Source organism: Bacillus kalamii (genome assembly GCF_047238185.1).
In the GTDB taxonomy this organism is placed as follows: Bacteria; Bacillota; Bacilli; order Bacillales; family DSM-1321; genus Bacillus_AD.
Genome location: NZ_JBDFMI010000001.1, coordinates 1,284,740 through 1,299,888, shown reverse-complemented (window position 1 = coordinate 1,299,888; position 15,149 = coordinate 1,284,740). Strand labels below are relative to the sequence as shown.

The window sequence follows — 15,149 nt, the reverse complement described above, 5'->3', positions numbered from 1 at the left end:
ACGAAGGTTATCCGTTCTCTCTCTCGCTTTGTATATATGCTGCAATTTGCGGTCCATGGAAACGGCCGTTCTCAATAAATATTTCATTGGCATTGTTTCCGGCCGCTATCACACCTGCAATAAATAGATTTTTCACGTTAGTTTCCATTGTTTCCGGATTAAAAAGAGGTCTTCCGCTTTCTTCTTCCTCTTTAACCCCCATTTCTTTCAGGAAGGCATGGTCCGGATGATAACCGATCATAGCGAAAACATAGTCGGCTTTAGTCCTTTTTAATTCTGTTCCGTCAACCACATATTGTACGCTATCAGCAGTAATGGCTTTAATGGAGGAATTGAACTCCATCTTGATTGTTCCATTTCTAACAAGGGCATCGAACTCAGGCAAAATCCACGGTTTGACACTTGGCGAATACACACTGCCACGGTATAGGACTGTAACCCTTGCGCCCGCTTTCACCAACTCCAAGGCGGCATCTACACTTGAGTTTTTCCCTCCGATCACCGTTACATCGCAATCAAAGTAGGGATGTGCTTCTTTAAAATAATGATAGACATGCGGAAGGTTTTCACCTGGTATATTCAGTAAGTTAGGTTGATCATAATAACCGGTTGCTACGATGACATAAGGCGTATGATATTCAGCTTTATCTGTTTTGACAGTGAATTTCTCATCCTCGCCCTTTGTGACATGCTGAACTTTTTCAAATGGATTTACCATAATTTCTTTCCGTTTCACGACTTCACGATAATAGGCTAACGCCTGGTTGCGGACAGGCTTCCTGTTTTCTGTGATAAAAGCTACATCTCCAATTTCCAGCCGGTCACTTGAACTGAAAAAAGTTTGATGGGTCGGATAATGATAGATGGAATTGACAATATTTCCTTTTTCAATCACTAACGGCTTCATGCCGATTTCCTGCAATGCAATAGCCGCTGCCAATCCACATGGGCCACCGCCAATAATAACTGCCTCTTTCGTTAACAAAATTACCACTCCTCATATGGCATATCTGCGGATAGACTGCTTACTGCCATAAATAAAAACTCCTATCTTTAAAGATAGAAGTTTTTCTACAATAATTCAAGAAATTACATTCCTTATACCGAATTTATTAAATCCACCCTCTAAAACGGGACGCCTCGGCCATTTTTCTGACGCCGATCATATAAGCGGCCAGCCTCATATCCACTCGTCTTGTCTGGGCTGTTTCATAGATCGCTTCAAATGATTTCACTAGTATCTTCTCCAGCTTTTCATCTACTTCTTCCTCTGTCCAGTAATACCCTTGATTGTTCTGCACCCATTCAAAGTACGAGACCGTAACGCCTCCGGCAGATGCAAGTACGTCCGGCACCAACAGAATCCCGCGGTCAGTCAATATCTGTGTTCCCTCAAGTGTAGTTGGCCCATTAGCGGCTTCAACTACAATTTTCGCAGCTATATTATGTGCATTTTCTTCGGTGATTTGGTTCTCTATGGCAGCAGGCACTAATATATCACACTCAAGTTCCAGCAATTCTTTATTGGTTATTGTATTATCAAATAGATTGGTAACTGTACCATAACTATCCCTGCGGTCCAGCAAATAATCAATATCCAATCCATCTGGATCATGCAAAGCGCCATATGCATCAGAAATGCCTACTATTTTTGCGCCTGCATCGTGCATGAATTTTGACAAGAAGCTTCCGGCATTGCCGAATCCCTGTACAACAACTCTTGCTCCTTTCAGATCAATCCCCTTTTTTTTGGCCGCTTCGCGTATGACAATGGTTACGCCTTTGGCAGTAGCGGACTCACGTCCATGGGAACCACCTAAAACAATTGGTTTACCGGTAATGAACCCTGGCGAATTGAATTCGTCAATTCGGCTGTATTCATCCATCATCCATGCCATAATCTGTGAGTTGGTGAAAACATCTGGAGCAGGTATATCTTTTGTCGGACCGACAATTTGGGAAATAGCGCGCACATAGGCACGGCTAAGCCGTTCAAGCTCCCCGAATGACATAGTCCGCGGATCACAGATTATACCTCCCTTTCCGCCACCATATGGTAAATCGACAATGCCGCATTTCAAGCTCATCCATATGGAAAGCGCTTTGACTTCACGTTCGGTCACACCCGGATGAAAACGGATTCCACCCTTTGTCGGACCTACAGCATCATTATGCTGCGCACGGTAGCCGGTAAATATTTTGACAGTTCCATCGTCCATTTTGACCGGGATTTTTACTGTCAACATACGCAAAGGCTCCTTTAGAAGCTCGTATACTTCTTCAGGATAGCCAAGCTTATCCAGTGCCTTATGAATCACTGTTTGGGTTGATAACAATACATCATTTTCTTTCACATCTGTCTGTTGAGTATGCTCTGCTTCATTTTGAGCTGCCATGTAAGGACCTCCTAGAAAGTCTTTTCTTAGTAAGATAAACATCTACATACAGTGTTAGTATACACCTAAAGACTTTTTAATCAAGCTATTACAAAAATATTCAGAATCAATAGAAACAATATACTATTCCTTTCTTTTTGTTGTCTAAAACATCCTTTTTTATTACCTGTCACCTAAGTGGAGGAAACGTCTGTCCAGCCATTATTCAGCAAAAATATCGACATATCTCTTCAATTCCATTCTTCATGCAAATCACCTTCCCATATTCTTGAAGGCGGCACAGGGCCATCGTGCTCGGAAAACCAAATTCAGAGACAATAGAGACGATTTCTTCACAGCAATTAATCGACCTATTATCTATATAAATATAATATCTATTTTCATAATAATAAATGGAGCTTTCAGCTTTCGCTTCTTTTCGGCGAAGAATAATGGCTAGTTGAATCAAACACTCAAAGGAATGGAAATAATATAAAAATTCTTTCTCTTCCGTATTATATAAACGCAAATCAAATAGGTCATCGTCTTCATCACAGCTAAGATCATCTTCCCGGCTAATTATCATCAAAACACCGTGCGCATGCAGTGAAAAAATTTCAATTTCCATATATCCTTTGAAGGGAAAGTTTTCTTCTAGGCAGACTGTTTCAATCATTCCTTTAATAATGGCATGCACCTTCAGGCTATTGCTTTTTATATCTTCCAAGTCCAAACCGTTCTCAAACAAATCATCCAGTGTGAGAAAGATCTTCAATGTATATAGATCCATTCGTTCAACCTTCACGTACAAGCCTCCCGTACATAATATAAATCCTTTCAGCGTGGAAAAACAGTGCGGCCGCTGAAATAAAATTGAATTCCTACATCATCATATGAATGGCTGCTATGGCTGTGCATATCCTATTCCCTCCTTTTTCATACGACAAAAAGGAACCCTTCAGCAGGAAAGGTTCCCTTCAGCGTTCTATTTGTGAGGTAATGTGAACAATATGTGTTTGCGATTTAGCGCCTAGTCTCAGGGGCAGGAGCGAAGTGCCGTAACCATTAGATGTTAGCATTACTGTATCTCCCTTATGGGTAATGCCGCCATGTGCATACCGGCCCAGCCCAAAAATCCGTATCTGCCCACCGTGCGTATGGCCCGCGAGGATTAATGATATTCCATCCTCCGGTTTAATTCTTCTAATGATACTCGGACTGTGACTGACAAGAATTTTAAAACTGTCTTTTTCACTATCTTGAAGAGCCAGATCCAGCCTTGCCCTTCCTCCATCATAATAATCGATCCCCATCAATGACAGCGAACCGCCATTATGCGATTCAAGGGCAACAGCTGTATTGTCCAAAATCTTCACACCCATGCTGTTAAGCAATGCATCCAGCTCATGATAATCAATTTCATAATCATTATTTCCCCATACAAAAAAAACAGGGCCAATAGATTTTAATAATTGTATATTCTCTTCTATGACACCTAATGAAACTCCGCCTTCAGCTAAATCGCCGCCAATAATGACACATTCGGCTTTTCCCTTCACGTTTTCTATGATGCTTTTATGGACATGCCGTTTATGGATATCCGAAATAAAAAAGAAGGAGGCTTTACCGAACTCGGCAGGAAAATCCGCGAAGGATAAATGATGCTCCAACACATTGTTTTCATGGGCCAACTTCCACATATATAGCAACAAAGCAACTGCCGTAGCAACAATAACGGCAACAGCCACTAACACATATTCCATAAGAACTCCTTGTCTCCCGAAAAAATTTACAAAAACCTAACCGAATCATACCATAAATAACCTTATAATTATATGACATCAGCTCAGCACTTAAGAACCAAATTGATAAACAAAAGCGGAAGGGACCGTTTAGCCACGTATGAACTGGACCACTCATTCTTGAGATATAGGAAACACGAAGAGCGAAGCGATTCGATGTTGACTTATCGTAGAAGATGAGGGGGAAGTTCACTAGTGGCTGGTCCCTGCAGCTGGATGAAACAAAAGCGGAAAGCGCCGTTTATCCCCGACAAGCTTAAGGCGGGGCACTGACAAAGGCCGCCCTTCGCCTTTGACAGAGGCACGGCTTAAGACCTCGAGGGGATGGCGCTTGCAGCTGGATGAAACAAAAGCGGAAAGCGACTATTTACCCCCGACAAGCTTAAGACGGGGCGCTGACAAAGGCTGTCCTTCGCCTTTGACAGAGGCACGGCTTAAGACCTCGAGGGGGTGGCGCTTGCAGCTGGATGAAACAAAAGCGGAAAGCGACTATTTACCCCCGACAAGCTTAAGACTCTTTCAAGAAAAGGGAAAACCCTTTCCATGAATCGGAAAGGGCATATACATTATACTTCTTCAGTTATGCTCAAAATTCGGAAACCGGATTCTTCCAGCTTTTTCGTGAATTTTTCCAAATTGGCCGTCGGCTCAATTTTCATGACAATCCGGCGTACGAGCGGATCTCCTTCATCAAATGTAACAAGTGAAATGATATGTTCATGATACTGATGGGCAATATCCGTAAACTTAGCCAGGCGGCCTTCTGTTTCCACAGATGTAAACGCAATTCTTATCCCCTTCTTCTGCATACCGAAAGCACTTTGAAATTGGTCAAGAACATCATATCTGGTTACAATTCCATAAAACTCGCCCTTACCATCCAAAACAGGCAACAAAGGGAATTTCTTCATTTTGATTACGGTGTGTTCAAAAATTTCATCGCCCCTAAGAAATTCATCGCTGTAACCAGCCAATTCACCCGCAGTTTTTTGCTGCAGAAATTCGTCCCTGCTTCCCCCGTTCTTGAAATATCCCTCGTAAATCGTATACTGTGTCAAAATACCTGCATATTTATTGCCATTAAGTACGGGTACAGCATCAACACCGTTTTTTGACAGGACATCCATAGCTGTCTGAAGGGAATCAGTGCTTTTGACTGTATAGCAATCATGTCTTGGCTTCATGATACTTTTTACAAACATGGTGAACATCTCCTTTCAATTTTAAAACCTTGCGCAACCATACAATCTACTTATTCTGATGAAATAGATTAATATCGTATTGATCTTTCATTAATTGAAATATTTTATGCCGGTCCTTCCAGGCAGCTTCCGGCTTCCATAAATCCTTGCTGCGGTCGACAATTTCACAACGCAAAGCATGGAATTCCTTTTCTGCCTTATCCTTTTTCTTCTTTAACACTAGCATATACCCATAAGCGCCAAACGCTGCTGCACAATACAATAAGGAAGTGCTATGACCTACGAATCTAGTAAGCATGTCCAAATAGGAAAAAGAAAAGGGCTTTACGTAAAAGACATATACATACAGGATTAACAGGAATCCTAGCAAGAGCGTAACAAGAGTTGTCCTAAAGTGTTTTTTCTTCAGATAATCAAACTTTTTCTTCCGTTCTATCACGTTTTGAAGCATCCTCTTCGTTGCTTGATCGGTAATTGAATCATCCAATTGGATAATGGCTGGATCCATTTCACTCACACTCCTCACGTTATAGGAGGAGTATATGCGAAAAACGGCCTTTTCAGACCTACCTTTATTGTTTTACAGGTATTTTCAGTACTTGACCTACTGAGATATTATTATTGGAGATGCCATTCCAACGATTGATCAAATCAATGCCGTCAAGGGAACCGTAGTACTTCATAGCAATCCTAAAAACAGTTTCACTTGGCTGAACAGTATGTCTATAAATCTTATACCCATTTTCTATCGTATAATTCTCATTTCCAGAATTCGAAGCCGGCTTTTTTTCAGATTGGGAGCTACCATTATTATGTTGGTTGGAATTCTGCACAGATGAATTACTCTCATTATGGGCTTTTTCTTCAGCTTCTTTTTTGGCGGCTTCTTCTTTCTTGGCTTCCGCTTCTTTTTTAGCAGCGGCGGCTTTTTTGGCAGCTTCCGCTTTCTTTTGTTCGGATTCTTTTTTCGCTGCCGCTTTCTCAGCTTCAGCCTGCTTCTCTTTCTGCTTCTTCTCTTCCGCTTTGGTAGTCAGCGCTTTGTTCTCTGCTTCTTTTTTCTTATCATTTGAAGTGCTTGCTTCAGCAGAACTATTGTCGATGTTTATACTCTCAGAATATGGCTCTTTACTGCTGCTTTCTTTTTTCGCAACAGGCTCATCATCTTTTGTTATAAAAGAATAAATAGCAAAGGTCGTGACAATTAAAAGGATGAAAAAGAAGGCCAAAAATTTGACAAGCGGAAATTTGATTTTCATTTTTACCTTCTGCTTTTTGCGGCCATGCACTTCTTTCCTTGATGGAAGTGAAGATGTGCTGAAACCAAATTCCTCCTGATCGCTTTTAACCTGATCTCTCAGGCGGTCAGCTTGGTCATTTTTAGTAAAATCTTGTTTAGGCATGTGTTGAATCACTCACTTTCCGAATAATCATTCTGTGTGTCTTGCTTTTGTTTGGTTGACATCCATTTTATGTATAAACCCAGAAGAAAATCGATTGTAAAATGCATTGATATCGTCACAAGCAAATTGCCTGTATATTCGTAGATCCAACCAAATAGGAAGCTTAACAGCACCACATTTATAAATAAGTAAGGATGAAATAGATATCGATAATGCACTAATGCAAAAATAGCGCTCGCTATCCAGATTGTTGTATATGTTTGAATAGCTCCCCTGAACAATAGCTCCTCGCATATAGACACCGCGGCTGTCAAAAAAAAGATATGTACATAGGAAAGGCAGCTGAATATTCGTTCATTAATGCCGCCATCATCATAATAACTTGGCGGTAAGACCCTCATCATTAACAAATCGATGAACACAACCACCAAGCCCACCAAAAAGCCGATAAACAGAATGTTTGGATCCATCCATTGAAAAAGGCTTTGAAAATCTCTTATTTTATCAAACAAAAAAAAAGTTAATACCACTGCAATCAACAGGACAATTCCTTGTGTTAACCAGACATTCATTATCAGTACTCTATCCGGTACATCTTTTATGAGTTGAGCCTGCTTATTGTTCATAGCTTTCCCTCTCTGCCTTCAAGAAATAGGCAAGCTCTTTTTTCCAATCCATTTCAAGCCCTTCTAACCTGCCTCTCCCTTCCTCTTTTTCAAGTGAATAATAGAAAGAAATATCAGCATTGCAATTCGTACAACAGGGAAACGGTTTCTGGTTGCTCTTCTCTTCCTGAAAGTATTCCTTAATGCCCTCTCTATAACAGGATGTTGTATCCATCAACCAATGATAGTAAGACGTCCATTTCCACTTCTTTTTTTCAGAAACAGCCTCCATTACTGATTTGAGCTTATCGATTGCAGCCTTAAACGGCATTGTTCTATTAGTTAGATAGTGCATGACAATCCTTTCCTGCACCTCCGTGAATTGAACATGGGAGAAACCTTCTTTAAGCTGCTCGCTCGTTAGAAAAGCTATGTTTTCTCCATACTTTCCATCCATAAAAGCAAAGAAGGCATCAAGCTGCATATCCGAAGGGCGCTCGCTGTCTATTAAAAACAGAGGCAGCGATTCATCTCCAGGACAATACAAAAGAATGGCAACACTTTTCTTTCCATCCCTCCCAGCCCTACCAATTTCCTGCAGATAAGCTTCCATACTGGATGGCATATGGTAGTGAATAACAAAACGGACATTATCTTTATTGATACCCATTCCAAAAGCATTTGTCGCACAAATAACCTGAAGCTGATTCTGCAGAAACTGCTGCTGAATCAATATGCGCTGTTCCTGTTCCATTCCTGCATGATAGTACCCGACGCCTCCGATTCCTTTTTCCTCCAGAAACAAAGCCATGCTTTCCGCTTGTTTTTTTGAAGAAAAATAGATAATCCCAGGCTTTTTAAGAGATTGGGCCAAATGAAAGAGCCTTTCTTCTTTTTCTTTATGGGAAGAACACTGTTCTACAAATAAACCAATATTTTCACGATCAATAGAGCTGACCACTTCTTCAGCCTGGGCCAGATTCAGATAATGCCGAATATCTTGGCGGACTTCTTCAGTGGCTGTTGCCGTAAGGGCAAGCGTCAGCGGATTTCCAAGCTGCTCTCTCACTTCACCCAGCCTCAAATAATCCGGACGGAAATCATAACCCCATTGGGAGATACAGTGCGCTTCATCAACTGTGAACAAACCGATATCCAAAGTAGCTAAAGACTTAACGACAGAAGGAATGCTTAACATCTCCGGGGAGAGGAAAATAAATCGGTAATCTCCTATACTTTTTAATATATCGGCTTTTTCCCGATATTTTAAAAAGGAAGTTAATGCAATTGCCCTTTTCTCGCCCTTCATTTTTAATTGATCTACTTGATCCTGCATAAGGGAAAGCAAAGGAGATACAATCAATGTCGTTTTTCCTGACATATAAGTAGGCAGCTGGTAACATAATGACTTTCCTGTTCCAGTTGCCAAAGTGGCTATTGTATGACGGCCTTCAATGATGGATCTCACCGTCTCCTCCTGGCCCGGACGAAACGAATCATATCCAAAATAAGTCTTCAAAGCCTTTTTTATGTGCATATTATCCCCTCCTTTCCGCCAGAACAAGCCGGATTTGAAAATAAGTAGCTTCTTTAGACAATCGGCCTTTAATATTTTTCAATTGCTTTGTTTGGCTTTCTTCGGCAATCAATCTGATCTCATCTGCGAGTGATTCGTCTACAAATCTGGTTAATTGTACCTCGGAAGTATGAAGGGCCAATTCAACAATATGGTCTTCAATCGTGCTTTCCTTCAATTGCCTTACTACTGCTATCTCACTGATCGAATATCCTTTTTTTAAAAAGGACAGAGTAGACAAACTGCTCTGTGTAATAGGTGACTGCCTGTTTTTAAATAGATCTTCCGAAATTTCGGTTAGGACAGTATGCTCCTCTGTTGAATGCTGCAGGATCAGGTGTAGGGTGTCTAAAAACATGAAATGTACATAATACTCGTCTACCCCGAAGCGATTGCCGATTTGGCGATTGTTATATCCTGCTCGATGGAAACCGGTCAGTTTCAATACAAAAATGCTCGCGGCATCATCAGGGCGTGTGGATAGGATGCGTTGAAGTTCTTGATGAAGAGCGTTTGCTAGTTCTTGCATATCGTTATATTTGAATACTATTTTTTTAACCCATTTTTGAATAAATTCATCATGCTCGATACAATAATAAGATGAATTTTTATGGACTCCATTCGACACAACTTGAAAAAGAAAAGACAACCTTCTCCAAAAAGGCATCGCCACCATATGAAAGGCAAATCCATTCATGTAGGACGGAAAAGGATTTTTTTCAACATAATGCCGCATTATTTCCCTTCCTTTTTCCTCAATCCTATAATTCCCCTTTTCATTCAAAACATGAATGAATCCATTCTCATTCAGCTTATCGATGCATTGCTGGAAATGTCCCCGTTCAAGGGAAGGGAGAGTCCTGAAATATTTTTCTATATAAAAAAAGCGACTATCTTGAATTGTCTGTGATGACTTTTTTCCATAAAGGATATGATAAACAGAATATACGGTCCGTTCCCCTCCTATACGCAAAAGGCAATCCATGATAATGGCTTCTAGATATGAATGAATCATGCTTTCTCACAACCCCGTACTTTGTCGTCTTACTACTTTTATCTTATCAGAATTTAGCGTAATTTGCTGAAAAACATTTTTTGGACATTCCATGAAAATTTAGGGTCAATTTCTAGTCAATACCAGTATGATTCCCTTTAAACCAAGCAAATACTATTGAAAAGTTACAACCTCACATATACAATAGTAAACGTGACTAAATTATTATATCAGTACGATGAATGTACATAGATTAGGAGGTAAGATCATGGCTAAGTATACCATTGTTGATAAAGATACTTGTATCGCTTGTGGCGCATGCGGTGCTGCAGCGCCGGATATATACGATTATGATGACGAAGGGATTGCTTTCAACATCCTGGACGATAATCAAGGAACAGAAATCATCCCAGAAGTACTGGAAGAAGACATGATGGATGCCTTTGAAGGATGCCCGACAGAATCGATCAAAATAGCAGATCAGCCATTCGACGGAGACCCATTCAAATACGAATGAAATAGAAAAGCGGAAAGCGGCTGTTAGTCCCGACAAGCTTAAGACGAACACCACTCAAAGGCCGCTTTTGCCTTTGATGGGGTTTGGCTTAAGACCTCGAGGGACTGCCGCTTGCAGCTGGACAAATAGAAAAGCGGAAAGCGGTTGTTAGTCCCGACAAGCTTAAGACGAACACCACTCACAGGCAGCTTTTGCCTTTGATGGGGTTTGGCTTAAGACCTCGAGGGACTGCCGCGCTTGCAGCTGGACAAATAGAAAAGCGGAAAGCGGCTGTTAGACCCGACTTGCTTACGGTTTTAAAAGGTTGTCTTTTACGCCCAAAATAAAAAAACGAACCATATCAATCATTTGGTTCGTTTTTTTATTTTCCTTATTTATGGAGCTGATACATCGGCGATATTTTGGCGAGCCATGATTGAAGTTTACCGAACAGCAACAGCGTTATGCATGTCATTAAGATGCCTTTTATAATATTGAATGGAAGGATGGCGGTTGTTACCAATGATCTTGTCTCTGCTGAAGACATCACGTCCCAATGGGCGAACACAGTGTATGCCGGCAGGATAACGAAATAATTCAGCATCGCCATTAGTACAGCCATAAAAATGGTTGCGACTGAAAGGCCGACGACCAATCCTTTTTTATTGGTAAATTTATTATAAATATAATATGAAGGAAGCACAAATGCTACTCCTGCGATAAAATTAGCCATATGGCCGATAGGTATGCCTGTTTCACTGCCAGTCATTGCATAATCCAAAATGTTTTTAATGAGTTCCACGACGATTCCTGCCAATGGGCCAAAAATAACAGCCGCAAGCAGCGCTGGAATGTCACTGAAATCGATATTCAAAAAAGGCGGGAATCCCGGCATCGGGAAATTCAGCAGCATAAGAATATAAGCGATACTGCTAAACATGGCAATTGCAACAAACTTCTTCAAATTCTTGTCTTTCATTTTACTATCTCCTTCTTTTCTGATCTATTCACGAAAAGAGGATAGGCTCTGACGATGGCATTAAAAAACCCTTTAGCGAATAGAGCTAAAGGGAGAAAAATTCCAAGGTCAAATAAACGTTCCTTTTTTCTCAAAAAACAAAAAAAGTAAAACGCCCGAACCTCCACCTTCTCCCATCCAGACTATACTGTCGGCTTTGGAATTTCACCAAATCAACCAAGAACCAAAAAACAAGTTCAAAGTTCGCGGGCTTAGAATAAGAATAATCCATTCTTCACCGCCGGTCGGGAATTTCACCCTGCCCCGAAAGTAGATCATTTAATTGTATTTTTAACCTTAAGGCAAAACGTGAAAACCACTATCTAGACTATTCAAGAAATAGAAAAAGGTTTTTCCATTTTTCTTCTCTGTCTTTCCAAATAGAGATATTTCTTTCTGTTCTTAATGGTTGATTAAATTTTATCGTACTCTCTATTAAAAAACAAGAAATTAAACTTATCAGATTATTATGTTAGGTATATCTGATAAATATATTCTTAAGATTTTTTCAGTATATTGTAAGTGTTTTCATTATTTATAATTACGCTTTCACCTTAAAAATATTTTTGAAAAATATCTTTAATTAAGCGCTTTCATTGTCCTCGCTAAATTGACAGTTGCTTTTTTCGCCTGTAGAATTAACCTAATTATTAAAATTTTAAAACTATTTAGGATGGTGTTTAGCGGTGTATAAAATATTGGTGGCTGATGCAATAAAACCTGAAGGACTGACCCCTCTTCTTCATTCTTCCGAGATTGAATTAATTCAGCAAACGGTTGAAGAAGCAGCTGATCAACTGCATGAAATGGATGCAATTCTCGTCAGAAGTGCTACAAAAGTGACTGAGGAACTCATACAAGCCATGCCAAATTTAAAAATTATTGCCCGTGCAGGCGTCGGCGTGGATAATGTGGACATTCCTGCCGCCACTATGAAAGGGATCGTGGTTGTGAATGCACCAGATGGCAATACCATTTCCACCGCTGAACATACCTTTGCTATGATGGCTTCCCTGATGAGGCATATTCCCCAAGCGTATTCATCCATCAAAAGAGGGGAATGGAAACGTTCTTCCTTTGTTGGAACCGAATTGAACGGAAAGACACTTGGAATCATCGGCATGGGAAGAATTGGCGGTGAAATAACAAAAAGAGCGAAAGCGTTTGGTATGAACGTGGTTGTATACGATCCATTTTTAACTGCGGAAAGAGCCAAACAAATGAATATCATCCAGCTTTCTTTAGAAGACCTGGTCGCCAAAGCGAATATCATTACCGTCCACACTCCTTTAACTGCGGAAACGAAAGGCTTGATCAATAAAGACTTACTCATGAAAGCACAAAAAGGATTGTATGTATTAAACTGTGCACGCGGCGGTATTATCAATGAAGACGATTTATACGAATGCATTGTTCAAGGCCAAGTCGCAGGAGCGGCATTGGATGTCTTTGTCGAGGAACCCGCTGTCAACAATAAACTCCTGGAACTCGATTCAGTTATTGCAACACCACATTTGGGCGCTTCAACGAAAGAAGCCCAATTAAACGTTGCTACGCAGGTCGCCCAGGAAGTTCTGACCTACCTTCAAGGAAACCCAGTTTCCAATTCCATCAACTTGCCGGCGATCAGCAAGGAAGTATTCGAGAAAATACAGCCTTTCTATAGCCTGGCAAAACAGTTGGGGAGCATTTCCTCACAGGCGGTCAAGGAAGGCGTAAACGAAATCTCTGTTACATATGCAGGGAATGTGCTGGAATTCGATACAAGCTTGTTGACCAAAAGTCTCTTATCCGGTTTCCTTAATGAGCGCATCGACCATTCGGTGAATGAAGTCAATGCTATGCTGGTTGCCAAGGAACGCAGTATTACTGTCGGAGAAAAAATTTCCCAGAATACCTCCGGTTACAGTAATATCATTTCAGTGAGTGTCAAAGGAGAAAAAACGCAGCTTGAAATCAAAGGAACTTATATCGACCACTACGGTCCACGCATCGTCAGCTTGAATGGGTTCAGCATTGATTTTGTTCCGGAAGGGCAGCTTCTCTACATCCAGCATACAGACCGTCCAGGTGTAGTAGGCCGTGTAGGTAAGGTGCTTGGCGATAATAACATTAACATTGCCACCATGCAGGTTGGCCGTAAACAAGCAGGAGGAGAAGCTATTATGGTTCTCTCTTTTGATAAACCTTTGAAAGATGATATCTTCACGAAAATGCTTGAAATGGATGATATTAGTTCCATGCACCGAATCTCCATTTAATAATCAAACAAAAAAGACTGCGGTTTATATGGTTTTAAAAATGTTTGTATCACCGCATGACGGCATAGGTTGTTTAATCATGTAATAATCTTAAGGCGTATCGAGAATGTAAAAAGTTTTGTGTAATTGGTCATACTTACCAATAAGGAGATGATCTTTTATGCAAAACGAAAGAAACTGGTTGGCAGAAGAATTGGCAAAGGATTGCCGTACAGTGGAAGACATTCAGGAAAAGTTGAAACATTTATTCAAAGATACGATCCAACAAGTATTTGAAGCAGAAATCGATACCCATCTTGGCTATCAAAAACATGATAATCTAGGCGATCATTCAGGGAACAGCCGCAACGGTTATAGTTCGAAAACGGTGAAAACCAAATATGGAAAGGCAGAGCTCCAAGTCCCTCGTGACCGCAAAGGAGAATTCGCGCCTGCCATCATCAAAAAATATGAAACGACAGCCAACGGGTTGGAGGATCAAATTATTGGCCTTTACGCAAAAGGCATGTCCACACGGGATATTGAAGATCATATGCAAGATTTGTATGGAATAGATGTATCACCAACCATGGTCAGTAAGATTACCGATAAGCTGATGCCTCTGATTATCGAATGGCAGACACGCCCCTTGGATCCCGTCTATCCCATTGTCTTTTTGGATGCCATCCACTTTAAAGTGAGACAGGAAAACAAGGTCATCAATAAGGCTGCATACAGTGTTTTGGGTATTAACGTCTCTGGACACAAGGAAATCCTCGGCATCTGGATTGGAGAAAATGAGAGTGCGAGCTTTTGGCTTAGCGTTTGTAATGACCTTAAAAACCGTGGAGTCCAAGATCTCTTAATTGCCTGTAAGGACGGGCTTTCTGGCTTTTCGGACGCCATTGAAAGCGTCTTTCCAAGGACGACGATCCAACTATGTGTGATCCATCAAATCCGTAATTCCATGAAGTTTGTTTCCTACAAGGAACAGAAGGCTGTCATGGCTGATTTGAAGAAAGTCTATCAGGCACTGACACTTGAGGAAGCTGAACTGGCTTTCTCCAAATTTAAGGAAAAATGGGGCAAGAAACACCCGATTATCATTAAATCATGGGAAGCGAATTGGCTTGAATTGACGGCTTATTTCAGTTATCCAGCTGAAATAAGAAGGCTCATCTATACGACCAATACAATTGAAGGATACCATCGCCAATTACGGAAGGTGACCAAAACAAAGACCGCCTATCCAACAGATGATGCCCTGCGTAAAATCATTTATTTAGCCACCATGGAAATATCAAAGAAATGGTCTATGCCAGTCAGGGGTTGGACAGAATGTATATCACAGCTTGTCATTCTGTATGGGGAAAGGCTTGAAGCGTATTTGTAACATCGATACCATAAATAGGAGCCGGCTTGACATGGAGCCTCTACGGGC

The 15,149-nt window shown here is 40.8% G+C and carries 14 protein-coding genes and 1 riboswitch; of the genes, 3 read left to right on the top strand and 11 right to left on the bottom strand.

Features of this window, described 5'->3' with window-relative positions; genetic code table 11:
- Positions 1-7: 7 nt before the first annotated feature.
- From ABC357_RS06480 to ABC357_RS06435, 10 genes are all read right to left on the bottom strand, one after another.
- Entirely contained in the window at positions 8-985 is a 978-nt protein-coding gene (locus tag ABC357_RS06480) for a YpdA family putative bacillithiol disulfide reductase (RefSeq protein ID WP_412886716.1), read from the bottom strand.
- Positions 986-1,112: 127 nt separating this feature from the next.
- Positions 1,113-2,396, bottom strand: a complete 1,284-nt coding sequence (locus ABC357_RS06475) for a Glu/Leu/Phe/Val family dehydrogenase (RefSeq protein WP_412886715.1) — start codon at positions 2,394-2,396, stop codon at positions 1,113-1,115.
- A gap of 205 nt (positions 2,397-2,601) precedes the next feature.
- Entirely contained in the window at positions 2,602-3,180 is a 579-nt protein-coding gene (locus ABC357_RS06470) for an adaptor protein MecA (RefSeq protein WP_412886714.1), read from the bottom strand.
- 172 nt (positions 3,181-3,352) lie between these two features.
- A complete protein-coding gene (locus tag ABC357_RS06465; RefSeq protein WP_412886713.1) occupies positions 3,353-4,138 on the bottom strand; it encodes a metallophosphoesterase in 786 nt (261 codons plus the stop codon).
- Between the two features lie 605 nt (positions 4,139-4,743).
- Complete coding sequence (locus ABC357_RS06460) at positions 4,744-5,379, bottom strand: CBS domain-containing protein (protein WP_412886712.1); 636 nt, start codon at positions 5,377-5,379, stop codon at positions 4,744-4,746.
- Positions 5,380-5,425: 46 nt separating this feature from the next.
- Entirely contained in the window at positions 5,426-5,887 is a 462-nt protein-coding gene (locus ABC357_RS06455) for a DUF2663 family protein (protein WP_412886711.1), read from the bottom strand.
- A 64-nt stretch (positions 5,888-5,951) separates the two neighbouring features.
- Positions 5,952-6,779 (bottom strand): LysM peptidoglycan-binding domain-containing protein, encoded by an 828-nt coding sequence (locus ABC357_RS06450; RefSeq protein WP_412886710.1) that lies wholly within the window; start codon positions 6,777-6,779, stop codon positions 5,952-5,954.
- A gap of 8 nt (positions 6,780-6,787) precedes the next feature.
- Positions 6,788-7,405 carry a CPBP family glutamic-type intramembrane protease gene (locus tag ABC357_RS06445; protein ID WP_412886709.1) on the bottom strand — a complete coding sequence of 206 codons (618 nt, stop codon included), beginning with the start codon at positions 7,403-7,405 and terminating at the stop codon, positions 6,788-6,790.
- Positions 7,395-8,921 (bottom strand): RecQ family ATP-dependent DNA helicase, encoded by a 1,527-nt coding sequence (locus ABC357_RS06440; protein WP_412886708.1) that lies wholly within the window; start codon positions 8,919-8,921, stop codon positions 7,395-7,397. Before ABC357_RS06440 ends, ABC357_RS06445 begins: the two co-directional genes overlap by 11 nt.
- A 1-nt stretch (position 8,922) precedes the next feature.
- Entirely contained in the window at positions 8,923-9,975 is a 1,053-nt protein-coding gene (locus tag ABC357_RS06435; protein ID WP_412886707.1) for a YpbB family protein, read from the bottom strand.
- 247 nt (positions 9,976-10,222) lie between these two features.
- Between ABC357_RS06435 and ABC357_RS06430 the strand changes: the two genes are divergently transcribed.
- On the top strand, positions 10,223-10,471 hold the full coding sequence (locus ABC357_RS06430; protein WP_412886706.1) for a ferredoxin: 249 nt from the start codon (positions 10,223-10,225) through the stop codon (positions 10,469-10,471).
- 370 nt (positions 10,472-10,841) lie between these two features.
- Here ABC357_RS06430 and ABC357_RS06425 read toward each other — a convergent pair whose 3' ends face one another.
- Positions 10,842-11,429, bottom strand: a complete 588-nt coding sequence (locus ABC357_RS06425; RefSeq protein ID WP_412886705.1) for an ECF transporter S component — start codon at positions 11,427-11,429, stop codon at positions 10,842-10,844.
- A 161-nt stretch (positions 11,430-11,590) separates the two neighbouring features.
- A riboswitch (FMN riboswitch) is annotated at positions 11,591-11,744 on the bottom strand.
- Between the two features lie 410 nt (positions 11,745-12,154).
- Here ABC357_RS06425 and serA point away from each other — a divergent pair.
- Together serA and ABC357_RS06415 are read left to right on the top strand one after the other, a co-directional pair.
- Complete coding sequence (serA, locus tag ABC357_RS06420) at positions 12,155-13,729, top strand: phosphoglycerate dehydrogenase (protein ID WP_412886704.1); 1,575 nt, start codon at positions 12,155-12,157, stop codon at positions 13,727-13,729.
- A gap of 160 nt (positions 13,730-13,889) precedes the next feature.
- Positions 13,890-15,101 (top strand): IS256 family transposase, encoded by a 1,212-nt coding sequence (locus ABC357_RS06415; protein WP_412886703.1) that lies wholly within the window; start codon positions 13,890-13,892, stop codon positions 15,099-15,101.
- Positions 15,102-15,149 lie beyond the last annotated feature (48 nt).

Coding starts and splice junctions, on each gene's coding strand:
- ABC357_RS06475 (WP_412886715.1), bottom strand. CDS start 2,396: ATGGCAGCTCAAAATGAAGCAGAGCATACTCAACAGACAGATGTGAAA.
- ABC357_RS06465 (WP_412886713.1), bottom strand. CDS start 4,138: ATGGAATATGTGTTAGTGGCTGTTGCCGTTATTGTTGCTACGGCAGTT.
- ABC357_RS06460 (WP_412886712.1), bottom strand. CDS start 5,379: ATGTTTGTAAAAAGTATCATGAAGCCAAGACATGATTGCTATACAGTC.
- ABC357_RS06455 (WP_412886711.1), bottom strand. CDS start 5,887: ATGGATCCAGCCATTATCCAATTGGATGATTCAATTACCGATCAAGCA.
- ABC357_RS06450 (WP_412886710.1), bottom strand. CDS start 6,779: ATGCCTAAACAAGATTTTACTAAAAATGACCAAGCTGACCGCCTGAGA.
- ABC357_RS06445 (WP_412886709.1), bottom strand. CDS start 7,405: ATGAACAATAAGCAGGCTCAACTCATAAAAGATGTACCGGATAGAGTA.
- ABC357_RS06440 (WP_412886708.1), bottom strand. CDS start 8,921: ATGCACATAAAAAAGGCTTTGAAGACTTATTTTGGATATGATTCGTTT.
- ABC357_RS06435 (WP_412886707.1), bottom strand. CDS start 9,975: ATGATTCATTCATATCTAGAAGCCATTATCATGGATTGCCTTTTGCGT.
- ABC357_RS06430 (WP_412886706.1), top strand. CDS start 10,223: ATGGCTAAGTATACCATTGTTGATAAAGATACTTGTATCGCTTGTGGC.
- ABC357_RS06425 (WP_412886705.1), bottom strand. CDS start 11,429: ATGAAAGACAAGAATTTGAAGAAGTTTGTTGCAATTGCCATGTTTAGC.
- ABC357_RS06415 (WP_412886703.1), top strand. CDS start 13,890: ATGCAAAACGAAAGAAACTGGTTGGCAGAAGAATTGGCAAAGGATTGC.